The organism is Actinomadura kijaniata, assembly GCF_014138665.1.
In the GTDB taxonomy this organism is placed as follows: domain Bacteria; phylum Actinomycetota; class Actinomycetes; order Streptosporangiales; family Streptosporangiaceae; genus Spirillospora; species Spirillospora kijaniata.
Genome location: NZ_JACJIA010000004.1, coordinates 310560 through 333462 on the forward strand (window position 1 = coordinate 310560; position 22903 = coordinate 333462).

Annotated in this window: 18 protein-coding genes; 9 read left to right on the top strand and 9 right to left on the bottom strand. The window is 74.6% G+C overall.

Annotated elements, in window-relative coordinates; genetic code table 11:
* Positions 1 to 57: 57 nt before the first annotated feature.
* Together HNR61_RS17495 and HNR61_RS17500 are read right to left on the bottom strand one after the other, a co-directional pair.
* Positions 58 to 2085 carry a hypothetical protein gene (locus tag HNR61_RS17495; RefSeq protein ID WP_182844215.1) on the bottom strand — a complete coding sequence of 676 codons (2028 nt, stop codon included), beginning with the start codon at positions 2083 to 2085 and terminating at the stop codon, positions 58 to 60.
* Positions 2086 to 2386: 301 nt separating this feature from the next.
* Complete coding sequence (locus tag HNR61_RS17500) at positions 2387 to 2971, bottom strand: YbhB/YbcL family Raf kinase inhibitor-like protein (RefSeq protein ID WP_067833271.1); 585 nt, start codon at positions 2969 to 2971, stop codon at positions 2387 to 2389.
* A 447-nt stretch (positions 2972 to 3418) separates the two neighbouring features.
* Here HNR61_RS17500 and HNR61_RS17505 point away from each other — a divergent pair, with 447 nt between their 5' ends.
* From HNR61_RS17505 to HNR61_RS17515, 3 genes are all read left to right on the top strand, one after another.
* The gene (locus tag HNR61_RS17505; protein WP_084000946.1) at positions 3419 to 4783 is read left to right on the top strand and encodes an NAD(P)/FAD-dependent oxidoreductase; all 1365 of its coding nucleotides are present in this window, start codon (positions 3419 to 3421) and stop codon (positions 4781 to 4783) included.
* Between the two features lie 137 nt (positions 4784 to 4920).
* Complete coding sequence (locus tag HNR61_RS17510) at positions 4921 to 8172, top strand: AfsR/SARP family transcriptional regulator (protein WP_182844216.1); 3252 nt, start codon at positions 4921 to 4923, stop codon at positions 8170 to 8172.
* 87 nt (positions 8173 to 8259) lie between these two features.
* Positions 8260 to 8622 (top strand): multicopper oxidase domain-containing protein, encoded by a 363-nt coding sequence (locus HNR61_RS17515; RefSeq protein ID WP_246442975.1) that lies wholly within the window; start codon positions 8260 to 8262, stop codon positions 8620 to 8622.
* A gap of 18 nt (positions 8623 to 8640) precedes the next feature.
* Here HNR61_RS17515 and HNR61_RS17520 read toward each other — a convergent pair whose 3' ends face one another.
* The 4 genes from HNR61_RS17520 to HNR61_RS17535 form a co-directional block, all read right to left on the bottom strand.
* Positions 8641 to 9045 carry a hypothetical protein gene (locus tag HNR61_RS17520; protein ID WP_182844668.1) on the bottom strand — a complete coding sequence of 135 codons (405 nt, stop codon included), beginning with the start codon at positions 9043 to 9045 and terminating at the stop codon, positions 8641 to 8643.
* The gene (locus HNR61_RS17525) at positions 9042 to 9401 is read right to left on the bottom strand and encodes a PadR family transcriptional regulator (protein ID WP_182844218.1); all 360 of its coding nucleotides are present in this window, start codon (positions 9399 to 9401) and stop codon (positions 9042 to 9044) included. Before HNR61_RS17525 ends, HNR61_RS17520 begins: the two co-directional genes overlap by 4 nt.
* A 192-nt stretch (positions 9402 to 9593) precedes the next feature.
* Positions 9594 to 10403, bottom strand: coding sequence for an ABC transporter permease (locus tag HNR61_RS17530; RefSeq protein WP_182844219.1), 810 nt, complete (start codon positions 10401 to 10403; stop codon positions 9594 to 9596).
* The gene (locus HNR61_RS17535; protein WP_182844220.1) at positions 10400 to 11386 is read right to left on the bottom strand and encodes an ATP-binding cassette domain-containing protein; all 987 of its coding nucleotides are present in this window, start codon (positions 11384 to 11386) and stop codon (positions 10400 to 10402) included. The genes HNR61_RS17530 and HNR61_RS17535 overlap by 4 nt, the downstream gene beginning before the upstream one ends.
* Before the next feature lie 255 nt (positions 11387 to 11641).
* On the opposite strand from HNR61_RS17535, the gene HNR61_RS17540 reads away from it, so the two are divergent.
* Together HNR61_RS17540 and HNR61_RS17545 are read left to right on the top strand one after the other, a co-directional pair.
* Positions 11642 to 12202: a PH domain-containing protein gene (locus HNR61_RS17540; protein ID WP_182844221.1), complete on the top strand. Its 561-nt coding sequence runs from the start codon at positions 11642 to 11644 to the stop codon at positions 12200 to 12202.
* Positions 12199 to 13710, top strand: a complete 1512-nt coding sequence (locus HNR61_RS17545) for a PH domain-containing protein (protein WP_182844222.1) — start codon at positions 12199 to 12201, stop codon at positions 13708 to 13710. Before HNR61_RS17540 ends, HNR61_RS17545 begins: the two co-directional genes overlap by 4 nt.
* Before the next feature lie 214 nt (positions 13711 to 13924).
* Here HNR61_RS17545 and sepH read toward each other — a convergent pair whose 3' ends face one another.
* Positions 13925 to 15604 (bottom strand): septation protein SepH, encoded by a 1680-nt coding sequence (gene sepH, locus HNR61_RS17550; RefSeq protein WP_182844223.1) that lies wholly within the window; start codon positions 15602 to 15604, stop codon positions 13925 to 13927.
* Positions 15605 to 16041: 437 nt separating this feature from the next.
* On the opposite strand from sepH, the gene HNR61_RS17555 reads away from it, so the two are divergent.
* A complete protein-coding gene (locus HNR61_RS17555; protein WP_182844224.1) occupies positions 16042 to 16992 on the top strand; it encodes a hypothetical protein in 951 nt (316 codons plus the stop codon).
* 9 nt (positions 16993 to 17001) lie between these two features.
* Here the strand turns inward: HNR61_RS17555 and HNR61_RS17560 are convergent, their stop codons facing one another.
* Together HNR61_RS17560 and HNR61_RS17565 are read right to left on the bottom strand one after the other, a co-directional pair.
* On the bottom strand, positions 17002 to 18312 hold the full coding sequence (locus tag HNR61_RS17560; RefSeq protein WP_182844225.1) for a D-arabinono-1,4-lactone oxidase: 1311 nt from the start codon (positions 18310 to 18312) through the stop codon (positions 17002 to 17004).
* A gap of 43 nt (positions 18313 to 18355) precedes the next feature.
* Positions 18356 to 19561, bottom strand: a complete 1206-nt coding sequence (locus HNR61_RS17565) for an MFS transporter (RefSeq protein WP_182844226.1) — start codon at positions 19559 to 19561, stop codon at positions 18356 to 18358.
* A gap of 138 nt (positions 19562 to 19699) precedes the next feature.
* Between HNR61_RS17565 and HNR61_RS17570 the strand changes: the two genes are divergently transcribed.
* The 3 genes from HNR61_RS17570 (at position 19700) to HNR61_RS17580 (ending at position 22794) form a co-directional block, all read left to right on the top strand.
* The gene (locus HNR61_RS17570) at positions 19700 to 20911 is read left to right on the top strand and encodes a lytic transglycosylase domain-containing protein (RefSeq protein WP_182844227.1); all 1212 of its coding nucleotides are present in this window, start codon (positions 19700 to 19702) and stop codon (positions 20909 to 20911) included.
* A 66-nt stretch (positions 20912 to 20977) separates the two neighbouring features.
* Positions 20978 to 21988, top strand: coding sequence for a ferrochelatase (locus HNR61_RS17575; protein WP_182844228.1), 1011 nt, complete (start codon positions 20978 to 20980; stop codon positions 21986 to 21988).
* Positions 21985 to 22794, top strand: a complete 810-nt coding sequence (locus tag HNR61_RS17580; protein WP_182844229.1) for an inositol monophosphatase family protein — start codon at positions 21985 to 21987, stop codon at positions 22792 to 22794. Before HNR61_RS17575 ends, HNR61_RS17580 begins: the two co-directional genes overlap by 4 nt.
* Positions 22795 to 22903 lie beyond the last annotated feature (109 nt).

The following is a 22903-nucleotide window of genomic DNA, read 5'->3' on the forward strand; positions in this document are numbered from 1 at the left end:
CGTCACATGTCGTGACGGCCCCTTGTCGGCGGGCGGTGACGGTCCGGCGGCGGTGGCTCAGCGCCGGTAGTCGCGGTGGTTCTCCCAATCGTCCGGCTGCTGACGCTGCTGGTCGTTGGGGGCGGGATAGGACGATCCGTAGGGGTTGGCCCCGGGATCACCCGTGTTCGACCCGGGCGTTCCCGGATAGCCCTGCGGTGACGGGTGGTAACCGGAACCTCCCCCGTACGCCTGGGTGGCGTTGGGGTCGCCGTAACCCCCCGTGGAGCCGGAGTCGTGTGGCGCGGCCAGCGGGTCGGAACCGCCGTTGTAGCTGCTTCCGCTGAAGTCGGTGTAGCGGCCCGGCTCGTTCCCGCCGGTCTGCTCGCCGCCGAACGACCCGTAGGAGTCGCGGCCCGAGGGGTTCAGCGGGTCGTCGTAGCGCGACGAGTCCCCGTAGGAGGAGTCGCCGTACGAGGACGACGGGGACGACGGGGGCGGGAAGCCGTCGCCGCCCTGCGTGCTCTGCCCGCCGGTCCCGGTGTCGAACCCGGAGAACCCGGGCGTCGCGGGCGGCGGGGTCGAGGGGCCGCCGCCGGAGGACCAGGAGGGGCCGGGGGTGCCGAACGACGGCGTGCCGCTGCCGAGCGGGTCGCCCAGCGGATCGCTGCTCAGCGAGTTGCCGAACGACGGCTTCGACCCGGGCGGCTCGGAGCCGCCCGCCGCGCGCTGCCGGTCGGTCTGGATGCGCTGCAGCAGCTCGTCCACCGTCGGGAGCTTGTGGTCGCTGCTGTCGGACGGCGACGACGCGGCCGGAGCCGGGGCGGGCGGGGCCGGGACGGGCGGCGGCGCCGACGGCGCGGGCTGGCCGCCGGTGGAGCCCCAGGACGGCTGCTCGTAGGACGGCTGCGCGGGCGGCGGCTCCTCGGAACGGCCCAGCGGCAGCCCCAGGGGGTCCGAGCCGCGCGGATCGAGCCCGCGGGGGTCGGTGCCGCGCGGGTCGGCCGGGGGCGGCTTCGGCAGGTCGAACGAGGGGTCCGGCTGCGCCGGCCGGGTCCCCAGCGGGTCCGCGCCGTACGAGGGCTGCTCATACGACGGCTGCTCGTACGAGGGCTGCTCATACGACGGCTGCTCATACGAGGGCTGCTCATACGAGGGCTGCTCGTAGGACGGCTGGTCGCCGTACGAGGGCTGGTCGTAGGAGGGCTGGTCGTACGACGGCTGGTCCCCGTAGGACGGCTGCGCGGGCGGCTCGTCGTAGGAGTGCTCGGGCCCGCCGAACGCCGGCTGGTCGCCCATCGTGATGTGCGGGATGCCGTCGTTGGCGGTGGCGCGCGGGTCGCCCCCCAGGGGCCCGGGCTCGTTGTAGGCGGGCTCGTTGTAGGACGGGTCGTTGTAGGACGGCTCGCCGTACGAGGGCTCGTTGAACGCGGCGGGCGCGAACGACCCGGGCGGTGACATCGGCTGCTGCGGGGCCTGGTGCTGCGGCTGCGGAGCCTGCTGTGGACCGGTCCCGCCGCGTCCGGCGGCCAGGCCGCCGACGGGCAGGTCCGAGTTCATCGACACCGGCTGGGTCAGGCCGGGCGGCTCGACGTGCGGGGGTGGCTCGGGACGCTCGTCGAGCGGGTCGCCGCCGCGCGGGTCCTCGCCCCGCTCCCCGGCGTTGCCGTGCTGCCAGGGGAACTTCGGCTTGTCGAACGTGATCGTCGCCCAGTAGTCGTCGTCCTCCATCTCGTCGCCCGCCTCGGCGGCGGGCGGCGGCGGGGACGGCTGCGGGGGCGGCGGCGCGGCGGGGGCCGGGCCCGGGCCCGGGGCCGGAGCGGCGAGCGGACCGCCGGCGACGCGGCGGTCGTAGGCCTGCTGATCCTCGCGACCGGGGCCGTAGGACTCGTCGTAGCCGCCGTAGTCCTCCTCGGCGCCCGGCTCCACCTGGGGTGGTGGTGGCGCGCCGCGGCGACCGCGCGGCGGCTGCTGCTGCTGCGGCTCGTCCATCCACTCGTCATCGTCGTCGCGCGCGGCCCGGCTGGCCCGCAGGCCCAGGACCACGAGGACGACCACCAGGGCCACGACCACAATGAGGCCGATGACCACGATGTAAGAAGTCATGCCACCACCCAATGCCTTGGTCCGGCGGGAGTCGCCAGCGCGGACCGCGGGCTCGTCCTGGTTGACGCTAGCGGCCGGTTCCCGGCGGACCTACAACGATTCTTGCCGACCGCTATGACCGTTGTCACACCCTTCGCGCACATTCACCCTCACCCGGTGCGTGTCGAACGGCCGATCCGGTCGGCCGGCACCTCTGATGTCAGCTCGTGCCCCGCAGGTGACCGCAGTCCCACGCGGGGTGCGCGCCGACTCCGTTCTCGGTGGCCCCGGTCGTGCGAGCCCACGGTCCCGGTCAACGCGCCTACCGTTCGCCGAAGTTCCCGGTGATCCGGCCCCGGCCCACCGTGTGCTTGGCGATGGCGCCGAGCGACTCCTGGAGCGTGGCGCCGCTCTTGAACGGCGCCGGGGAGTCGAGCGCGTAGACGGTGAACCGGTACCGGTGCCGCTCGCCCCTGGGCGGACACGGCGGCAGGTAGCTCACCTTCTTGCCGGTGTTGAGACCTTCGACCATCTTGTCCTGCCGCCCGCCCTCGACGAGCTCCGTCCGGTTGGCCTCGATCCCCGCGACCACCCAGTGCACGTGGGCGCCGTCGGAGGCGTCCAGATCGTCCACCACGATCGCGAACGACTTGGTGGTGTTGGCCGGGGCTCCCGACCAACGCAGCGGCGGGGTCTTGCCCTGTGCTCCGTTGCCAGAGTACGTCGTGCAGCCGAATCGCGTGGGCAAGTCGCCGCCATCGCGGAACGCGGGGCTGGTCACGGTGAACCACTCCGACAGCTCGGCGCTGCTGTTCTTCGGCTGGCCGATCAGCCCGCAGCCGCTCAGGACGCCGCCGAGCACCAGGGCGCCCACAGCGGCCGGGATCGGACGCCGGTCTCTGCTCATCATCGATACGCTCCCCGGCCGAGATCGTACGCCGCGCGCCACCCGATTCCCTCTCATCCGAGCGTGCGCGCACCCGCCGGCGGCGCCCCCTTCCTCAGTCCGCCCCAACGATAGGGGTTGGCGGGGACCAGAACGAGCCGAGCGCGGGTCCGGATCGGTACCGGATCGGGTCCGGTCCGTGTCCGGTCGGGATCGGGGCCGGGTCCGGCCGTCCGTTCCGCCGGGTTGATCGTCGGAAATGACGATGTGACGTTGGTCATGAGAAGTTTGTCCGTTGATGCCGGGTTTCGCGGGAAGGAGTGATGAAGTTCACGAGCTGGGAGCGGTCTAAATTTCCGGAATGGAAAGATCTTGCGTTCTTTCCCTGCGATAGGGGCGCAAGCGGTCCAGACCATCGGATAGTTTGTGAATACCTTCACAAGCCGACCGTGAACATTGGAGGCCGCAATGGCCAGGACCGCCGAGGACACCCCTGGCGCTCCCCACATCCTGATCGTGGGTGGCGGCTATGTGGGTATGTACACGGCTCTGCGCCTTCAGAAGAAGCTGAAGCGCGAGCTGCGCAAGGGCGAGGTCAAGGTGACCGTCGTCGACCCGAACGCGTACATGACCTACCAGCCGTTCCTCCCCGAGGTCGCCGCCGGGAACATCTCCCCGCGGCACGTCGTGGTGCCGCTGCGCCGGGTGCTCAGCAGGTGCACCGTGCGCAACGCCCGCGTCACCGAGATCAACCACGACGACGGATGGGCCATCCTCCAGCCGCTCGCCGGCCCTCCGGAGCGGGTCTCCTACGACTACCTCGTGATGGCCGCCGGCGCGGTGCCGCGGATCCTGCCGATCCCCGGCCTGGCCGAGGAGGGCTTCTCGCTCAAGAACGTCGGCGAGGCCATCCACCTGCGCAACCACGTGCTGGAGCAGCTGGAGATCGCCGAGTCGACCGACGACGCCGAGATCCGCCGCAAGGCGCTGACCTTCGTGTTCGTCGGCGGCGGCTTCGCGGGCGTCGAGGCGATCGCCGAGGTCGAGGACATGTCGCGGGACGCCACCCGGTACATGCGCAAGGTCACCCCGCAGGACCTGCGCTTCGTGCTGGTCGAGGCCGCCGACCGCATCCTGCCCGAGGTCGGCCCCGAGATGGGCAAGTGGACCGCCGAGCAGCTGCGCGGCCGCGGCATCGACGTGAAGATGAAGACGTTCCTGCAGTCGTGCGTGGACGGCAACATCGAGCTGTCGGACGGCAGCCGCTTCCCGGCCGGGACCCTGGTCTGGAACGCCGGCGTCAAGCCCGCCCCGGTCGTCAAGCACACCGACCTGCCGCTGGACGAGCGCGGCCGGATCAAGGGCACCGAGTTCCTGACCATCGAGGGCATGGTCCGCGCGTTCACCGCCGGTGACAACGCCGCGATCCCGGACCTCACCGAGGAGGGCGCGTTCTGCCCGCCGAACGCCCAGCACGCCGTCCGCCAGGCCAAGGTGCTGGCCGAGAACATCGTGCGGGCGCTGCGCGGCAAGGCCCTCAAGCCCTACGTCCACAACAACCTGGGCGCGGTGGCCGGACTCGGCCTCCACAAGGGTGTGGCCAACCCGCTGGGCCTCAAGCTCAAGGGCTGGCCGGCGTGGTTCTTCCACCGGACCTACCACGGCATGATGGTCCCGACCTTCAACCGTAAGGCCCGCGTCCTGGCCGACTGGACCCTGGCGCTGTTCTTCAAGCGCGAGACCGTCTCGCTGGCCACGGTCGAGGCCCCGCGCGCCGACTTCGAGCTGGCCGCGCTGGACGACGCCAAGCCCCGGCAGAAGACCGTCTCCTGACGGACCCCGCCTCCCGCGGGGCCGTCCCGCACGCCGCGCGCCCGCGCCCCCTCCGGGGCGCGGGCGCGCGGCGTTCCCGCGTCCGGGCGGATCCGCTCCCATAGGCGGGATTTCCGGGGATGGGGGAGAATCGGCGGGTGCGGATCGGGATCCTGGGGCCGGTGGAGGTGACCGTCTCCGGCCGCGCCGTCGAGGTCGGCGGGGCGCGGCTGCGGGCGTTGCTGACCCTGCTCGCCCTGGAGGGGGGCCGTCCCGTCCCGGCCGAACGGCTCATCGACGCGCTGTGGGAGGACGCCGTCCCGGCCGCCGCCCCGAACGCGTTGCAGTCGCTGGTGTCGCGGCTGCGCGCGGCGGTGGGACGCGAGCACGTGGAGTCGCGGCCCGGCGGCTACCGGCTGGCGGTCCCGTCCGGGGCCGTCGACGCCCACGACTTCGAGGACCGGCTGCGCGCGGCCCGCGCGCTGGCCGACCCGGCGGCGCGGGCGGAGGCGCTGCGGGCGGCGCTGGCGCTGTGGCGGGGACCGGCGCTGGCGGACGCGGCCGGGCTGGCGTTCGCCGAGGGGCCCGCCGCGCGGCTGGAGGGGCTGCGGCAGGCGGCGCTGGAGGAACGCGTCGACGCCGACCTGGAGCTGGGCCGTCACGCCGAGCTCATCCCGGAACTGGAGGCGCTGGCCGCCGCCGACCCGCTGCGGGAGCCGCTGCGCGGCCGGTTGATCCGCGCGCTGTACGCGGCGGGGCGGCAGGCCGACGCGCTGGCCGAGTACGCGGCGGTCAAGCGGGAGCTGGCCGACGCGCTGGGCGTCGACCCCTCGCCCGACCTGGAGGCGCTGCACCTGTCGGTGCTGCGGCAGGACCCGGCGCTGCGGGCGGCGCCTCCGCCGTCCCCGCGCGCCGGGGGGAACCTCCCGGCGCGGCTGACCAGCTTCGTCGGGCGGGAGGAGGACCTGACACGGGTCCGCAAGCTGCTCGCCGAGGAACGCCTGGTCACGCTGGTCGGGCCGGGCGGCGCGGGCAAGACGCGGCTGGCGTGGGAGGCGGGGGAGCGGGCGCGGGACGACGCCGCCGACGGGGTGTGGTTCGTCGGGCTCGCCCCGGTCGACGACCCGGCGGAGGTACCGGCGGCGGTGCTGGCGGCGATGCGGCCGCGGGAGGTCCCGCTGCTGTCGGCCGGGCACGGCGCGCTCGTGGCGGGCGAGGCCGCCGACCCGCTGGACCTGCTCGCCGGGGCGCTGGCGGACCGCGCGGTCCTGCTGATCCTGGACAACTGCGAGCACCTGCTGGACGCCGCCGCCCGGCTGGCCGACCGGCTGCTGGCCGACTGCCCGGACGCGCGGATCCTGGCGACCAGCCGCGAACCCCTCGGGATCACCGGGGAGACCCTGTGGCCCGTCGGCCCCCTGGCCCTGCCCCCGGCGGCGGCCGGGCCGCGGGAGGCGATGGCCTCGCCCGCCGTGCGGCTGCTGGCCGACCGCGCCGCGGCCGTCGCGCCGGGCTTCGCGGTCACCGACGCGAACGTCGGGCACGTCGTGTGCGTCTGCCGTTCCCTGGACGGCATGCCCCTGGCCATCGAGCTGGCCGCCGCGCGGCTGCGGTCCATGACGCCCGCGCAGGTCGCGGCGCGGCTGGACGACCGGTTCCGGCTGCTGCGCTCCGGCAGCCGCACCGCGCTGCCCCGCCACCAGACGCTGCGGGCCGTGGTGGAGTGGAGCTGGGACCTGCTGGCCGCGCCCGAACGCGCCCTGTGGCGACGGCTGGCGATCTTCCCCGGCGGCGCGACGCTGGAGGCCGCCGAGCGCGTCTGCGCGGGCGGCGACCTCGACCGGGACGAGGTCATGGACGTGCTGGCCGCGCTCGTCGACAAGTCCCTGGTCGTCCTCGCCGACGCCGACGCGCCGCACGGCCCGCGCTACCGGATGCTGGAGACGATCCGCGCCTACGGCCTGGAACGGCTCGCCGAGGCGGGGGAGGAGGAGCGGTTCCGGCTGGCGCACGCCGGGTACTTCGCCGCGCTGGCCGAGGAGGCCGAACCGCACCTGTACCGGCACGAGCAGCTCGACTGGCTGGCCCGGCTGGCGGGCGACCAGGACAACCTGCACGCCGCGCTGCGCTGGGCCACCGCGCGGCGCAACGCGCCGCTGGCCGTGCGGTTCTGCGCCGCGCTCGGCTGGTACTGGTTCCTGACCGGGCGGTTCCGGGAGAGCGGCGAGTCCGTCGAGGCGGCCCTGGCGCTGCCCGACCCGCCCGCCGACCACACCACCGCGCTGGCCCTGGCCATCGCCGCGATCACCGCGATGGACAACGAGCGGCGGGAACGGCAGGTCGCCGACTGGCTGGTGCGCGCCGACCGGATCTGCGCGGACCTGGGGGGCGTCCCGCCGCACCCGGTGCTGCGGTTGATGACCGCGACGCTCGGCATGTACCTGCGGGGCTGGGACGAGGAGTCGATGTCCCTGGCCGACCGGCTGATCACCGACCCCGACCCGTGGCTGAGCGGTCTGGGGCACTTCGTCCGCGGCCAGATGGACCACAACTTCGGCCGGACCGAGGGCCTGGAGCGGCGCTTCGCCGCCGCCCGCCACCGGTTCCGCGAGGCGGGGGACCGCTGGGGGCTGTCGTTCGCGCTCACCGCGCTGGCCGAGGAACGCGGCCGGCACGGCGACCACCACGCCGCGATCGCCCTGTACGAGGAGGCGCTGCGGCTCAACGACCTGCTCGGCGGCGGCGCGGTCGCCGTCCTCCAGAACTACATGAAGCTCGCCAACGAACTGGACCTGGTCGGCGAGCGCGACCGCGCGCTGCGGCTGCTGGAGACCGCGCTGCGCGACACCGAACGCGTGGGGAGCAGGGAGGGGACGGCCACGGTGCACTTCTCCCTCGGCCTGCTGGCGCTGCGTTCGGGGGACCTGGCCGAGGCCGGCGAGCGGCTGGCCCGCGCCGAGGGGCTCGTCTCCGCCGCACCGGGCCCGCCCCAGTTCCGCGCGATGGTCCGGCTGGAGCGGGGACGGCTCGCGCTGGCCGCGGGGGACGCCGGGACCGCCCGGTCCCGCCTGGCGGGGGCGCTGCGCGACGCGGTGCGCGCGCTGGACTACCCGATCGTCGCCGAGGCCCTGACCGGGCACGCCGCGCTCGCCCTGCACGAGGGCGACCCGGTCCGCGCCGCCGAGCTGCTCGGCAACGCCGACGGCCTGCGCGGCGGCCGCGACCTGTCCCAGCCGGAGTCGGCGAGGCTGGAGGAGCGGCTGCGCGCCACACTGTCCGAGGCTGGCTTCGCCGCCGCCCACGCGCGCGGTCACGGCCGTTCGTTCGACGAGACGGCGGCCCTGTTCGGCCTGGAACGCCCGGCGCCGCCCACCGCCCCGGTCTCCCGCGGCCGCGCGCCCGCCGACTAGGTGTTGTAACCCGCAGGGCTGTTGACGCGGGTGATGGGTGGTTGGCCGTCCAGGGGGCACCGGTCGGCGGCCGCCACCGTCGCCGTCATGCTCGGCTGGACCGTGCTGCCGGTTGGAGCCTGGCGCTCCGGCGTACTGGGCCCGGCGCGCCGCCCCGCGCCGGCGCTCATGACACTCGTGCCGCTCGCGTTCCGGGTGCTGGACGTGGCGGGGTCGCCGCCGCCCGCGTACGCGAACGGCCACAAGGACACCGTGGGCGTGCCGTCGAAGTCGACCGTCCGGCTGGCGGTCCAGTTCGGCCACCACACCGACCCGGCCTCCCCGTACATGTACCACTGCCACATCCCGCGGCACGAGGACTCGGGGATGATGGGCCCGTTCGTGATCGTCCGGCCCGGCACCGAGAACCAGGTGCCCCGCACCCTCCCCGGCGCGGGTCACGGCCGCTGACCGCCGGGGGAGGGCGCGCTACCTGCCGCGCAGGGAGGCCCGCACCCCGAACGTGACCGCGCCGACGACGAACAGCGCGCCCAGGAGCTGGAGGCCGGGCGCGTCGTCGGCCTCCCCGAACACGATGGCGGCGACGCCGAGCACGGTGGCGAGGACGGCGAGCAGCGGTTTCATGGGATTTCCTTCCAGGGGTCGGGCCCGCCGCCGCCAGGAGGCGTCGGCGGCCAGGCCGCGGGCCATCCGCGACAGGACGTTCCGGGCGATGCGCCGGTCGGCGGTCCCGTGGGCGCGTTCGTGCGCGATGTGGTCGTGGAGGTCGGCGTCGATCTCCTCGATCCGGCGCCGGGCGACCGCGGCGGGAAGGCCCCGCGTGTAGAACCGCACCCACCGGGACACCAGCCGGGCCGCGCGTTCCGGTGTCATGCGGGCCCCGGGGCGGTGCGCGGGGAACGCCGCACGGCCCCGCCCCCACCGGCGAGGGCCTGCTCGGCCGCATGGACGCCGCGTGCCGTGAGCTCGTACAGGCGCCGCCGAGGCCGCCCCTCGGCGGACGCCGCGTCCTCCCAGCGGGAGGCGAGCAGCCCGAAGTCCTCAAGGCGGCCGAGGGCCTTGTACAGCGTTCCGTGGGCGGTCAGGGACCGGGACGCGCTCTGCTCCCGCATGGCCTGGGCGAGACCGAACCCGTGGAAGGTGGCCTGCCCGGACCGCGCCATCGCCAGCGCCGCCCCGAGGATCTCGTTTTCGAGGGGCACCAGGGCCCCAGCTCTGCGCCGTGGCATGACGACAACAATAGGAAGATATCTTCCTATAGGCAAGGGCCCCCGGCCCGCCGCATCGGGAACGGCTGCCCGCCGCGTTCCCGCACCCCACCGACGCGACGCGCCGCCGCCCGGTGGTGTCAGGCGGCGGCGCTGTGGGGGGCTTGAGGTGGGTGGTGGGTCCGGCAGGTGGTCCTCTGGGGGGCGTTCTTCTCAGGCCCGGGAACGGAAGGCGCGCAGGGACAGGGGGGCGAAGATCGCGGTGATGACCGCGCCCCAGGCCAGGGCCCACAGGGCGTGGTTCAGGACCGGGCCGCCCACCAGCAGGCCCCGCATCGCCTCCACCAGGTGCGTCACCGGGCTGTTGTCCATCACCCACGCCAGCGGGCCGGGGATGCCCTCGGTGGAACGGATGAACGCCGTGCTCATGAAGCTCAGCGGGAAGATCGTCGTGAAGCCGAAGATCTGGACCTTCTCCGGCTCGCTGACCTTCATCGCGATGTAGACCGACGTCCACGAGAACATCACCGCGAACGCCAGCAGCAGCGCGAACGCCGTCAGCAGCGCCAGCACGTCCGTGCCCAGCCGGAAGCCGATGATGAACCCGACCGTCAGCAGGATCGCCATCGACCACGCCTGCTTGGTGGTGTCGGCGATGATCCGGCCCACCAGGGGCGCGGTGCGGGAGATCGGCAGGCTGCGGAACCGGTCGAACACGCCCTTGGTGATGTCGGTGTTGAGACCGAACCCGGTGGTCATCCCGGCGAACAGCGCGTTCTGCGCGATGATGCCGGGGATGACGATCGGCAGGTAGCGCTCGACGCTGCCCTCCATCGCCGGGCCGAACACGTAGGCGAACAGCAGCACGAACATGATGGGCTGGATGGACAGGTCCAGCAGCTCCATCGGGTTGTGCTTGATCTGGACGAGGTTGCGCCAGGCGAGCGTGGCGATGTTGCGCGCGGCGACGCCGGGCGAGACCCGTTTGGTGAGCGTCTGCGGCGCGAGCGCGGCGGTGGTCATGCCGACACTCCTTCCTTGGCGGGGGCCGGGGCGGGGGACTCGTCCTCGACGTCCTCGGTGTGGTGGCCGGTGAGGGCGAAGAAGACCTCGTCCAGGCTGGACTTGCGGAGGGACATCTCGCCGACGGTGACGCCCGCGTCGTCGAGGCGGCGCACGGCCGCGGGCATCAGCGCCGGGTCGGTGATCGGGACGCTGACCGTGCCCTCGCGGACCTCGGGCGCCGCCTCGGCCAGGTCGCCGACGATGCGCGCGACGGTGACGTTGTCGGCCTCGTGCAGCGGACGCACCTCCAGCACCTGGCCGCCGACCTGCGCCTTGAGGGCGTCGGGGGTGCCGTGCGCGATGACCTCGCCGCGGTCGATGACGACGATGTCGTCGGCGAGCTGGTCGGCCTCCTCCAGGTACTGCGTGGTCAGCAGCACCGTCACGCCGTCGGCGGTGAGGCCGCGCACGATGTCCCACAGGCCGTTGCGGCTGCGCGGGTCCAGGCCGGTGGTCGGCTCGTCCAGGAACAGGATCTGCGGGCGCCCGACCAGGCTGGCGGCCAGGTCGAGGCGGCGGCGCATGCCGCCGGAGTAGGTCTTGGCGGCGCGGTCGGCCGCCTCGGTGAGCTGGAAGCGCTCCAGCAGCTCGGCGGCGCGGGACCGCGAGTGGCGCCGCGACAGCCCGAGCAGCCGACCGATCATGATGAGGTTCTCGGTGCCGGTGAGCATCTCGTCCACGCCCGCGTACTGGCCGGTCAGCCCGATCAGCTGCCGCACCATGTGGGCCTGGGTGACCACGTCGTAGCCGCCGACCTCGGCGCGTCCCTCGGTCGGCTGGATCAACGTGGCCAGGATCCGGGTGGTGGTGGTCTTGCCCGCGCCGTTCGGCCCGAGCACGCCCAGCACCGTGCCGGGCTGGGCGGTGAGCGAGACCCCGGCGAGCGCCTGTGTCTCGCCGAAGCGCTTGACCAGGCCTTCGGCCTGGATCGCGTAACTCATGTGGTCTCCTTGGGAGGGTCCTGCCGGACATCGCACGACCTTGACGCGACGGCAGGTCAAGCACGGCTGGCCAACCTAGGCGCCGTCCGGCGGAATCGCATCCAGTTTTCTCGGGGGCGCTGGCAAGGTCCTGGCATCACGCTGACGTCTCGGTGTCACCATGGCACGGGGGTCCGACAAAACCGCGCCGAATCCGAATCGCGGAAGATCGCCTCGTCGCGGAACGGGCCGTGCACAGCCGGTTAGACTCTGATCGTGACGTCGGTGCGGCGGACGCGGGAGACCGGCGGCGGGCCGCCGCTCCCTTCCCGCCTGCGACCACCCGCGCACCGCGTCTCGCCACGCGCGGTCGCGCACTGGGCGATCGAGTACCTGCTGCTGTGGGGCCTGGCGTTCGGCCTGGCGTGGGGCGTGTCCGCCTGGCTCGGCGGGGCGGGCTGGGCGGGCCTGCCCGGCTGGCTCGACTCCCGGCTCGACTGGGTCCCGGTGCTGGTCGGCGTGGCGGGCGTGCTGATGACGCTGGTCGCGCCGGTGTGGCGGTACCGCGTGCACCGCTGGGAGGTCAGCTCCGACGTCGTCTACACCCGCACCGGCTGGTTCTCCCGCGAGTGGCTGCTGGTCCCGGTCAGCCGCATCCAGACCGTCGACAGCCGCCAGGGCCTGATCGAACGCGCCCTCGGCCTGGCCACCATCGAGGTCAACACCGCCTCGCACGCCGGGTCCTCGGAGGTCTCCGGGCTGCCGGTGGCCGTGGCGACCCGGCTGGCCGAGGACCTCGCGCGCCGCGCCCACGCCCTGCGCGACGACGCGACATGAGCGTGCCCGGATCGGTGGAACGGCCGGAAGCGGACACCCCGCCCGCCGTGACCGGAACCGGCCGGCGGGCGGGCCCGCAGCGCCTGCACCCGCTGACGTTCGTGGTCGGCGCGGTGCGGGAGCTGGCCGCGCTGCTGGCGGCGGGCGCGACCACCCTGCTGGTCGGCGGCGTGTCCACCGCGTTCTACTTCACCCTGATCGGCCTGGCGATCGGGCTGGTCTTCCACGTCGCCAAGTGGCGCATGTTCACCTACACCGTCCACGAGGACCGCATCGAGCTGCGCCGCGCGCTGATCGGCCGTTCGGTGAAGACGGTCCCGCGCGACCGCGTCCGGGGCGTGGACGTCAGCGCGACGCTCCCGCACCGGCTGCTGCGGCTGGCGATCGTGCGGATCGACGCGGGCTCCGACGGCGGCGAGGGCGAGCTCAACGCGGTGTCGCGGCAGGAGGCCGAACGGCTCCGCCGCCTGCTGCTGGCCCGCCCCGCCGCCCCGCGGCCGGCGCGGGCCGAGCCGGCCAGGGCCGACGCCCCGCGCCGCGTGCTGGCCCGGGTGCGGCCCGCCTGGTACCTGTACGCCCCGTTCAGCGGCGCCTACCTGCTCACCCCGTTCGCGCTGGCCGGCAGCCTGCTCGGCACCCTCTACAACCTCGGCGACGACCTCGGCCTCATCACCCGGGAGCGGGTGGCCGAACTCGGCCACGAGGTCGTCGGGCTGCCCACCGTCGTGGTGGTGGCGGTGGCGCTGGGGTTCCTGGCCGCCGTGCCGGTCATGTCGGTGATCGTGTTCGCGCTGTTCAACTGGGACTTCACGGTGGTGGCCCGGGACGGCTCGATCGTCGCCGAACGCGGCCTGGTCACCCGCCGCAGCGTCTCCCTGGAACGCCGCCGCATCCGGGGCGTGGAGCTGGCCGACAACCCCTTCGAGCGGATCGCCCGCGTCACCCGCCTCGGCGCGCTGATCACGGGGCTGGGCGACGCGGCGCACCGGGGGCGGCTGCTGCCCGCCGCGCCGCGCCGCCACGCCGCGGCCCTGGCCGCCCGGGTCCTCGGCCCGGTGCCCGCGCCGCTGGTCCCGCACCCGAGGGCGGCGCGGAGCCGCCGGGTCGTGCGGGCCGTCGCGCCGCCGCTGGCGTTCGCCGCGCTCGCGGCGGCGGCCGGTCAGCCGTGGGTCGCCTACGGGGGCCTGGCGCTGGCGGCCCTCGCCGTCCCGCTGGGGCTGGACCGGTACCGGCAGCTCGGGCACGCCACCGACGGCGTCCGGCTGTCGGTGCGGTCGGGGTCGCTGCGCCGCCGCCAGGTCGTCGTCGAGCACCGCGCGGTGATCGGCTGGCGGATGCGCCGCACCCTGTTCCAGCGGCGGCTGGGCCTGGCGACCCTCACCGTCGCGGTCGGTGCGGGCGAGGGCGGCTACGCGGCGGTCGACATGGCCGAGCGGGACGCGGTGGCGTTCGCCGCCGAGATCACTCCGGACTGGGTCGTGCCGTTCCTGGCGCCTCCCGAACCCTGAGCGTCCGCCGTTTCCCGGCGGCTCCGGGAAAGCGGCCGTCCGGGGGGCCACCGCTTGCCGCGCGGCGGGGGCGTCGGCGAGATCGCCTGCGATCAGCACGGGGCGACCGGTGGAGCGGCCCACCCCAACGCGCGGGAAGCCGTTCGCCCCGGCGAACGCCACGGCCCGCCGCCCGGTGGGCGGCGGGCCGTGGCGTCCGGCAGGACGGCCGGGATCAGTCCGGGCGGCGGGCGCCGAACATGATCTCGTCCCAGGACGGCACCGAGGCGCGCTTGCCCTTGCTCTTGCGGCGGCCCCGGGCGGGGCGCTGCGCGGCCGGGGCGGCGGCGTCGGCGGCGGCCGCCGCCGCGGGCTTGTCCACCCCCGCGGCCGGCATCGCCGGGCGTCCGGCGGGCTTCTTCTTGGCCGGGGGCCGGGCGGCCTCGCGGTGCGCGGGACGCGGCGGGGGAGCGGGCGTCGGCGCCTCCGCGGCGGGCCGCGCCTCCGGGGACGCGGGCCGCTCCTCGGGCGCGGGCTCCTCGGCGGTGGGCTCGGCGGCCGTCTCGGCGGTGGGCTCGGCGGTGGGCTCGGTGGTGGGCTCGGTGGCGGACTCGGCCTTCTCCTCCGGCGCGGCGGCCTCCGGGGCCTCCTCCGGCGCGGGCTCGGCGGCCTTCTCCTCCGGCGCGGCCTCCGCCTCGGACACGGCCTCCGCGCCCTCCTCGGCCGGGGCCCCCTCCTCGGCCTCGGCGGCCGGGGCCTCCTCCGGCTCCGTGACCTCGGCGGTCTCAGCGGGCTCGGCGGCCGTCTCGGCGGCGTTCCCGGTCGGTTCCGCGACGGCGGGGGCGGGCTCCTCGGCGGGCTCGGGCGCGGGCTCGGGTCGTTCGGCGGCCGCGGGCTCGGGAACGGGCTCAGGAGCGGGCTCGGGCTTGGGCTTGGGCACCGGGGCGGGGCGCGGGGCCTCGACGGCCTCAGCGGCCTCGGCGGCGGGCTCGGGACGCTCCTCCCGCTCCGGCTCGTACCCGCCGAAGCGCGGGGTGGCCATCGGCGGCTCGCCGGACAGGTCGCGGGCGGGGAACGGGCGCGGGTCCACCATCCGGCCCCGCTCCACGATGTACTCCCGCGAGTCGAAGTCGTGCACCGACGCCTCGCGCTGGACCTCCCGCTGGACCTCGCGCGGCTCGCCCGGGTGCTCGGCCTCGGCCGGGATGCCGCGCGCGGCCGCGGGCCGCTGCTCGGGACGCTGTTCCGGACGCTGCTCGGGCCGGTTGTCGGAGACGACCTTCATCGCCGGGCGGCGCGGCACGAGCGGCGTCACGGTGTCGGAGAGCGTGTCGTCCTCCCACTCGACGGCGGTCAGCCGCGCGGCGACCTCGTCCAGCGGCGACACCAGGCGGCGGCGCGGGTCGAAGACCCACTCGGCGGCGTGCGGGCGGCCGCCCTCGAAGAACGACAGCCGCACCCGCCAGGTCGAGTTCTCGCACTTCCACGAGTCCCACTCGACCTCCTCCAGGTCGATGCCGCCCCGGCCCAGGCGCTCCTCGACGGTCTCACCGAGCGGCGGTCCGGGGGTGGACTCGCCGGGCCGCCGGACGGCGACGCGCTGCGCCTGCTGGGCCATGTACTCGCGCTCCTGGAGAACCGGGCCCTCGAACCAGCGGACGCGCTCGACCGGGATGCCGGCGGACTCGGCGATCTCCTCCGCCGTCTCCCCGGACCGGATGCGGGCCTGGATCTCCTTGGGGCGCAAGGGACTCTCCACTTCGATCTCGAACTGGCCGAGGCGGGAGAAGTGCCCACGGACCGCTGCGCGCAGCCGGTCGTCTACGGGCAGGGTGAACCGGGTGCCTCGGCCCGCGGTGGCCAGGACGAGGTACGTACCGTCCTCACTGACCGCGACGAGGCGCAGCTCCTGCATGCGTGTCCTTCCTGCCCTGTCCTGACGGCACGGAGGTCACCGGGGCCGTCGGCCCGGTCGCGGGCCCGCCCGCGCCGTTCCGTCCGCCTCGGTGCCCACCGAGGGCGCATGCGTGCCCTTCCCCCGGGTTACCGAGTCTGTCTTTCGGACACACCTGCTGCCAGCACCGTACCCGGCATGTCCGAACATCGCCGCTCTCGAAGCCCTCTTCACGTGCTCGAAGAGGGTGCCCGACCAAGCTTGCCCGTGCCGCGGACCGCGTGGGGACGGTCTGGCCGACTCTTGTGGATCCTTTTCCACACTGTGCCTGACGGGACGGCACGGCTCCAGTGTTTTCGGGTTGTCATCGTCACGTTGGCGGGACGGAACAAGGCTCGTCGTCCCGTTAGTTCCGGTTGCGGGGGAAGTGACGGCCGATCGAACAGGGGGATCGCTTCATGCAGCGCAAGCTGCCCGAGTTGAGCACGACACAACTGATCGCCAGTGGAGCGGCCACGGCCGCGGCCGCCGTGGGGGCGTCCTATCTGGGGGTGTACGGGACGATCATCGGCGCGGCGTTCATGAGCGTCGTCTCGACGGCGGGCACGGCCGTCGCCAAGCACTATCTGGACCAGGGCAGGGAGCAGATCAGGGAGCGCGCGCACCTGGGCGAGGCCGCCGAGCGGGAGGAGGCGGCGCGGGCCGCGGGGGAGCGGGCGACCGACCCGGACCCGACGCGGACCCTGGTCTGGCCCGCGGACCTGGCCGGCGACCCGAACGCCACCCGCCTGGACCCGCCCGCCGGGGGCGATCCGAACGCCACCCGGCTGGACGGCGTCCCGCCCGAGACGGCCGTGGCGGGACAGGTGGCGTCCGGCGTCGCCGAGGGGGCGGTCCGCAGGGCGTCCTGGAGCGCGGCGGCCGGGGCCACCCTGGACTGGGCCAGGGAGCGCTGGAAGGTGCTGGTGCTGTCGTCGGCGGCGGTGTTCGCCCTGGTGATCGGCGGGATCACGGTCTACGAGTCGTTCACCGGCGCGCCGATCGGCAACGACAGGGACCAGGGCAACACGCTGTCCCACGTGTTCGGCGGCGGTTCCGGGGAGCGGCGGACGCCCGACCCGGTGCCGACCCACGAGCGGACCGGGCGGTCCGGGCAGCCGTCCACCGCGCCGACCGACGCCCCCACCACGCGTCCGGGCACCGGCGGGAACGACGGGACGCAGTCGCCGTCCACCGGGCGGCCGACGACCCGGCCCACCGAGCAGCCGACCGGGAGGCCGACCACCTCGCCGTCGCCGACCCCGTCCCCGAGCGGGTCGCAGGGCGGCCAGACCCCCGAGGGCGGCCAGGACGGCACCGACCGGGACCGGCCCGCGCGCGGCGACCGGCCCGCCGGTGACGGCGGCTGATCCGCGATCTCAGTCGCCGAACACCTGGCGGGTGTAGGGGTTGGCGAAGCGGCGCTCGGGGTCCAGCTCGTTGCGCAGCGCCTGGAACTCGCCGAACCTCGGGTACACCGTCTCCAGGTAGGAGGCGTCGCGGGTGTGCAGCTTGCCCCAGTGCGGGCGTCCGCCGAGGGCGGTCATCAGCTCCTCCACGCCCCCGAAGTAGTCCTCGTGGGCGTCGCGGTGGTAGACGTGCACCGCGATGAACGCCGTCCGCCGCCCGTGGGCCATCGACAGCCAGGCGTCCTCCTCGGGCAGCATCCGCACCTCGATCGGGAAGCTGATCCTCCAGTCGCGCCGCTCGAACAGGGCGCGCAGCTCCCGCAGCGCCGGCACCAGCTCCTCGCGCGCGATCGCGTACTCCTGCTCCTTGAACCGCACGGTGCGGGGGCTGGTGAAGACCTTGTAGGAGGTGTCGCTGAAGGTGCGCGCGCCCAGGGCCCTGGCGGAGACGCCGTTGACGAACGGCGTGACGCCCGGCGCGCGGTGGGTGATCCGGTTCAGGCCCTCGAACAGCGTGTTGGACAGGAACCGGTCGTCCAGCCACGCCTTGACGCCCGGCAGCGGCCTGGCCGGGCCCTGCGTGCGGTTGTTGCGCTTGGTCAGGCAGCCGTCGGTGTGCGGGAACCAGTAGAACTCGAAGTGCTCGTTGGCGTCGTCGAACTCGTCGACCCGGCCGAGCACCTCGCCCCACCGCATCGGCTGCTCCTGGGCGCGCAGCAGGAACGCCGGGACGGTCCGCCACGTGATCGCGGTGATGACGCCGAGCGCGCCGACGCCCGCCCGCGCCGCGTCGAACAGCTCGGGGTTCTCCTCCCGGGAGCAGGTGACGGTGCTCCCGTCGGCCAGCACCATCTCCAGGGCGTGGACCTGGGAGGCCAGGCCCGCGGCGTCGCGGCCGGTGCCGTGGGTGGCGGTCTGGAGCGCCCCGGCGACGGTCTGCTCCTGGATGTCGCCCATGTTGGCCAGCGCGAGGCCGTGCTCGTCGAGCAGCCGGTTGAGCGCGCGCAGCGTCAGCCCCGCCTCGACGGTCACCAGGCCGGTGGCGGTGTCCACGGACCGCACGGCGGCCATCCCGGTGGGCCGCAGCAGCACGCCCTCGGCGACGGCCGCGCCGGTGAACGAGTGGCCGGTCCCGGTCATCCGGACCGTGCGGCCGTCGGTGGCGGCCCGGCGCACCGCCTCGGCGACCTGTTCGGTGCTGCGGGGAGTCTCGACGCGCTGCGGCGTGACCTGCTGGTTTCCGGCCCAGTTCTGCCACTTCTCGGTGCTCACGGGGGACATGGGCCGACTCTACCGATCCGGCGATCGTGAGGAAAGTTCACATTTACTGCTGAGTCACTTTCGTGATGGACGGGCCGCTGCCGCGCACCCCCGCGACGCCCACCACGGCCGCCAGCACCGCCGCGCCCAGCGGCACCAGGAACGACGCCGACGAGCCGTAGGCGTCCACCAGCCGCCCCGACGCCGACGCGCCCGCCGCCACCCCGAGCCCCACCATCGTGGACACCAGCGCCAGGCCCTCGGTGAGCTGGTGCGGCGGGACGCGCTGCTCGATCAGCCCGTACCCGGGGATCACCGAGGGGGAGATCGCCAGGCCGGAGAAGAACACCACGATCATCATCGTCCACAGGTCCGTCACCAGCACCGGCGGGATCATCATCACCGCCAGCACCAGCAGCCCGGTCCTGAAGCGCCGGTCCAGGGGGCTGGCCCAGGCCCGCGCCCCGTACCAGAGCGCCGCCGCCGCGCTGCCCAGCGCGTAGCAGCCCAGCACCAGCCCGGCCATCGCCTTGTGGCCCTGCTCCTCGGCGAACGCGACCCCCGAGATGTCGATCGCGCCGAACACCACGCCCAGCATCAGGAACACCGGGACCAGCACCCGCACCGCCGGGTTGGCCAGCACGCCGCCGTGGTGGCCCTCCTGCCGGGGCCGGGGCGGCGGCTCGGTGCCGCGCTGCGCGGCCAGCGCCAGCGAGCCGGTCAGGGTCAGCGCCGACGCCACGGCCAGGCCCGCCGCCGGGTGCACGCCGGTGGACAGCGCCGTCACGATCATGGGACCGGCGACGAAGATGCTCTCGTCCACGACCGACTCGAACGAGAACGCCGTCTGGAGCCGCTCGGGCCGGTCCCGCAGCGCGTGCGACCAGCGCGCCCGCACCCACGCGCCCAGCGACACCTGCGTGGCCCCGGCCAGCGCGGCGAGCGGGAACAGCGTCCACACCGCCAGCCCGACCAGGTCCGAGGCGATCAGCAGGGCGAACGCCGCCGAGTTGACCAGCACCAGCGGCACCAGCACGCGCCGCTGCCCGTACCGGTCCGCCAGCCGCGCGCTCAGCGGCGCGCCGACCGCGTACGCGACCGACAGGGTCGCGGCGACCGCCCCGGCGATGCCGTACGATCCGGTCACCGCCGACACGAGCAGGACGATCCCGATGCCCGTCATGGACATCGACATGCGCCCGACGAACCCGGCCGCCACGAACGACCGGGCCCCGCGGACCGACAGCAGATCCCGGTACGGACTGGACACGTTCGGTTCCCCCCGACCCCGGGAGGCCACCGGCTCCCGGCCTACCATTCGACCTGTTGACGACAGAGCTTGATCACGTTACCTGGGTGAAACGGGTGCAAAGCGCAGATAACCCGCCCAAGACGACTCTCGTTGGGAATGGTTGTGGCCCCCTCCTCTCCACCGCGCGCGGCGGCCTCGGAACCGGCTCCGGCACCGGCTGAGGCCCCCTCCCTCCCGCCGGCCCGCGGCCGCGCCCTGCCGGTCCTCGCGGCCGCCATCGGCGCGCTGGCCGTCGCGACCCTGGGCGGGGGAGTGCACCAGGCCGTCACCCACCGGAGCGACCGCCCGGACGCGGCTGGCCGGTCCGGCCCGCCCACCGCCGGGCCCACCGGCCCGGTGACCGACGTCACCGCCGACGCGGGCGTCGCGCCGCTGCGCCGGGTCGTGCCGCCCGACGTGCTGGCGGTCTCCTCCGGCCGGTCCGTCACCGCGGCCCAGATCGCGCGGATCCGGAAGATCAAGAAGGTCCGGGACGTGATCGCGGTCGACGGCGGCGCGGTCCAGCTCCAGGGGCGCTCGATCAACACGTTCGCGGTGGACCCCTCGACGTTCCGGTCCTGGACCCCGCCCGGCACCGCCAAGCGCACCGAGCTGTGGACGGCGCTGGCCGGCGGGCGGTTCGTGGTGTCGGCCGACGCCGCCGAGCAGCTCCGGCTCGCCCGAGGGCAGCGGTATCCGGTCGTCGGGCGCACCATGCCGAACCTCACCATGGGCGGCTCCGGCGCGCTCGGCATCCCCGGCATCGACATGCTGGTCGGCCGGAGGGCGGGCCGGGACATCGGCCTGATCCCCCACGTGGCGGTGCTGGTCAACGCCCCCGGGACCGACCCGGTCAAGCTCGCCGCGGCCGTGCGCAAGGCCCTCGGCCAGACCGGCAACGTCGTCAACCTGCACGAGAACCGGTACCGCGCGCCGTCCGACGGCGGCCGCCCCGGCAGCTACCTGGACCTGTACAAGCAGGCCGCCACCACCTGCCCCGGCCTGTCCTGGACGGTGCTGGCCGCCATCGGCCAGGTCGAGAGCGACCACAACCGCAACCCCGGCCGCTCCAGCGCCGGGGCGCTCGGCCCCATGCAGTTCATGCCCGCCACCTGGAAGGCGTACGGCGTGGACGGCGACGGCGACGGCAGGGCCGACATCATGAACCCCTACGACGCCGTCCCCTCCGCCGCCAGGTACCTGTGCGCCAACGGGGCCGGCCGCGGCGGCCGGCAACTGTACCGGGCGGTCTGGCACTACAACCACGCCGACTGGTACGTGCAGAAGGTCCTGGCGCTGGCCCGGGCCTACGCCGCGCGGTACTCCTGACGTGCCCTTCCTCACAGCCGGGCGGCCCGGCGCGGGCAGCGCCGACCGCCTGGTTGGATGGAGGGCATGACGTCCTACGACGCGTTGCTCCTGGTGTCATTCGGGGGGCCCGAGGGACCCGAGGACGTGATCCCGTTCCTGGAGAACGTGACGCGCGGCCGCAACATCCCACGGGAACGCCTCGCCGCCGTCGGGGAGCACTACCACCTGTTCGACGGGGTCAGCCCCATCAACCAGCACTGCCGCGACCTGAAGGCGGCCATCGAGGCCGACCTCGCCGCGCACGGCGTCGACCTGCCGGTCTACTGGGGCAACCGCAACTGGGACCCCTACCTGGCCGACACCGTCCGCCGGATGAGGGACGACGGGGTGCGGCGCGCCGCCGCGTTCGTGACCTCCGCCTACAGCGGCTACTCGTGCTGCCGCCAGTACCTGGAGGACATCGACCGCGCCCGCGCCGAGGTCCCCGGCGCCCCCGGGATCGACAAGCTGCGGGTCTACTACAACCACCCCGGCTTCGTGGAGCCGTTCGTCGAGGCGGCCCGCGCCGCGCTGGCGGAGCTCCCCGCCGACCTGCGGGAGGGCGCGCACCTGGCGTTCAGCGCGCACAGCGTCCCGCTGGCCCAGCCGGGCCGGGAGCGCTACACCGCCGAGCTCGCCGACATCTCCCGCCTGGTCGCCGGACGCGCCGCGCCCGGCCACCCGTGGGAGCTGGTCTACCAGTCGCGCAGCGGCCCGCCCGCCCAGCCGTGGCTGGAGCCCGACATCGTCGACCACCTGGAGAAGCTGCACGCCGCGGGCGTCCGCGCGGTGGTGAACGTGCCGGTCGGCTTCGTGTCCGACCACATGGAGGTCAAGTACGACCTGGACGTGGAGGCCGCGAACCGGGCGGCCGAACTGGGCCTGGAGTTCCGCCGCGCCGCCACCCCCGGCACCCACCCGCGTTTCGTCGCGATGGTCCGGGAACTGCTGGTGGAGCGCGCCACGGACGCCGCCGACCGTCCCGCGCTCGGCGTCCTCGGCCCGCGCCCGGACGTCTGCCCGGCCGACTGCTGCATGAGGGGGATCACCGTATGAGCCTGGCCGAGGAGCTCCTCGAACTGGCCCTGGCCACCGCCCGGGAGACCGGCCGGATGCTGGTCGACAAGCGGCCCGCCACCGGGCCCGACGTGGTGCAGACCAAGTCCAGCCCCACCGACGTGGTCACCCAGATGGACCGCGCCGCCGAGGAGCTGGTCCTCCAGCGGATCGGCGCGGCGCGGCCCGGCGACGCCTTCCTCGGCGAGGAGGGCGGCACCCAGGACGGCGACGGCCCGGTCCGCTGGATCGTGGACCCGATCGACGGCACCGTGAACTACCTGTACGACCTGCCCGACTGGGCGGTCAGCATCGCCGCGCAGGTGGACGGCGTCACCGTCGCCGGGGTGGTCGACATGCCGCGGCGCGGCGAGACCTACACCGCCGTGCGCGGCGGCGGCGCGCTGCTGCACACCGCGTCCGGCACCCGCGAGCTGCGCGTCAACGCCGACGTCCCGCTGGAGCGCGCCCTGGTCGCCACCGGCTTCGGCTACGACGCCCGCCGCCGCGCCCACCAGGCCGAGGTGCTGACCGGGGTGCTGCCCAACGTCCGCGACATCCGCCGGGGCGGCTCCTGCTGCGCCGACCTGTGCGCGCTGGCCGCCGGACGCGTGGACGCCTACTACGAGCGCGGCGTGCAGGCGTGGGACGTCGCGGCGGGCGCGCTGATCGTCGAGGAGGCGGGCGGCCGGGTGGCGGGCCTGGACGGCGCCCCGGTGAGCCCGGACTTCGCCCTGGCGGCGGGGCCGGGGACGTTCGAGGCGCTGCACGACCTGCTGCTGCCCCTGGACCCGGCCCGCGACTGACCAGTACACGGGCCTGTGCACGGGCCCGTACACGAACCGAGGACCGGGCGGTGGCCCGGTCCTCGTCGTGTTCTACGCGGGGCGACGTGGAGTGGTAGCTCCGAAGGGT

Excerpts from the sequence above, each read along its gene's own strand:
- HNR61_RS17530 (WP_182844219.1), bottom strand. The coding sequence starts at position 10,403 with ATGACCACCGCCGCGCTCGCGCCGCAGACGCTCACCAAACGGGTCTCG.
- HNR61_RS17580 (WP_182844229.1), top strand. The coding sequence starts at position 21,985 with ATGAGCCTGGCCGAGGAGCTCCTCGAACTGGCCCTGGCCACCGCCCGG.
- HNR61_RS17545 (WP_182844222.1), top strand. The coding sequence starts at position 12,199 with ATGAGCGTGCCCGGATCGGTGGAACGGCCGGAAGCGGACACCCCGCCC.
- HNR61_RS17525 (WP_182844218.1), bottom strand. The coding sequence starts at position 9,401 with ATGCCACGGCGCAGAGCTGGGGCCCTGGTGCCCCTCGAAAACGAGATC.
- HNR61_RS17570 (WP_182844227.1), top strand. The coding sequence starts at position 19,700 with ATGGTTGTGGCCCCCTCCTCTCCACCGCGCGCGGCGGCCTCGGAACCG.
- HNR61_RS17555 (WP_182844224.1), top strand. The coding sequence starts at position 16,042 with ATGCAGCGCAAGCTGCCCGAGTTGAGCACGACACAACTGATCGCCAGT.
- HNR61_RS17505 (WP_084000946.1), top strand. The coding sequence starts at position 3,419 with ATGGCCAGGACCGCCGAGGACACCCCTGGCGCTCCCCACATCCTGATC.
- HNR61_RS17560 (WP_182844225.1), bottom strand. The coding sequence starts at position 18,312 with ATGTCCCCCGTGAGCACCGAGAAGTGGCAGAACTGGGCCGGAAACCAG.
- HNR61_RS17535 (WP_182844220.1), bottom strand. The coding sequence starts at position 11,386 with ATGAGTTACGCGATCCAGGCCGAAGGCCTGGTCAAGCGCTTCGGCGAG.
- HNR61_RS17500 (WP_067833271.1), bottom strand. The coding sequence starts at position 2,971 with ATGAGCAGAGACCGGCGTCCGATCCCGGCCGCTGTGGGCGCCCTGGTG.
- sepH (WP_182844223.1), bottom strand. The coding sequence starts at position 15,604 with ATGCAGGAGCTGCGCCTCGTCGCGGTCAGTGAGGACGGTACGTACCTC.
- HNR61_RS17495 (WP_182844215.1), bottom strand. The coding sequence starts at position 2,085 with ATGACTTCTTACATCGTGGTCATCGGCCTCATTGTGGTCGTGGCCCTG.
- HNR61_RS17515 (WP_246442975.1), top strand. The coding sequence starts at position 8,260 with ATGCTCGGCTGGACCGTGCTGCCGGTTGGAGCCTGGCGCTCCGGCGTA.
- HNR61_RS17575 (WP_182844228.1), top strand. The coding sequence starts at position 20,978 with ATGACGTCCTACGACGCGTTGCTCCTGGTGTCATTCGGGGGGCCCGAG.
- HNR61_RS17520 (WP_182844668.1), bottom strand. The coding sequence starts at position 9,045 with ATGACACCGGAACGCGCGGCCCGGCTGGTGTCCCGGTGGGTGCGGTTC.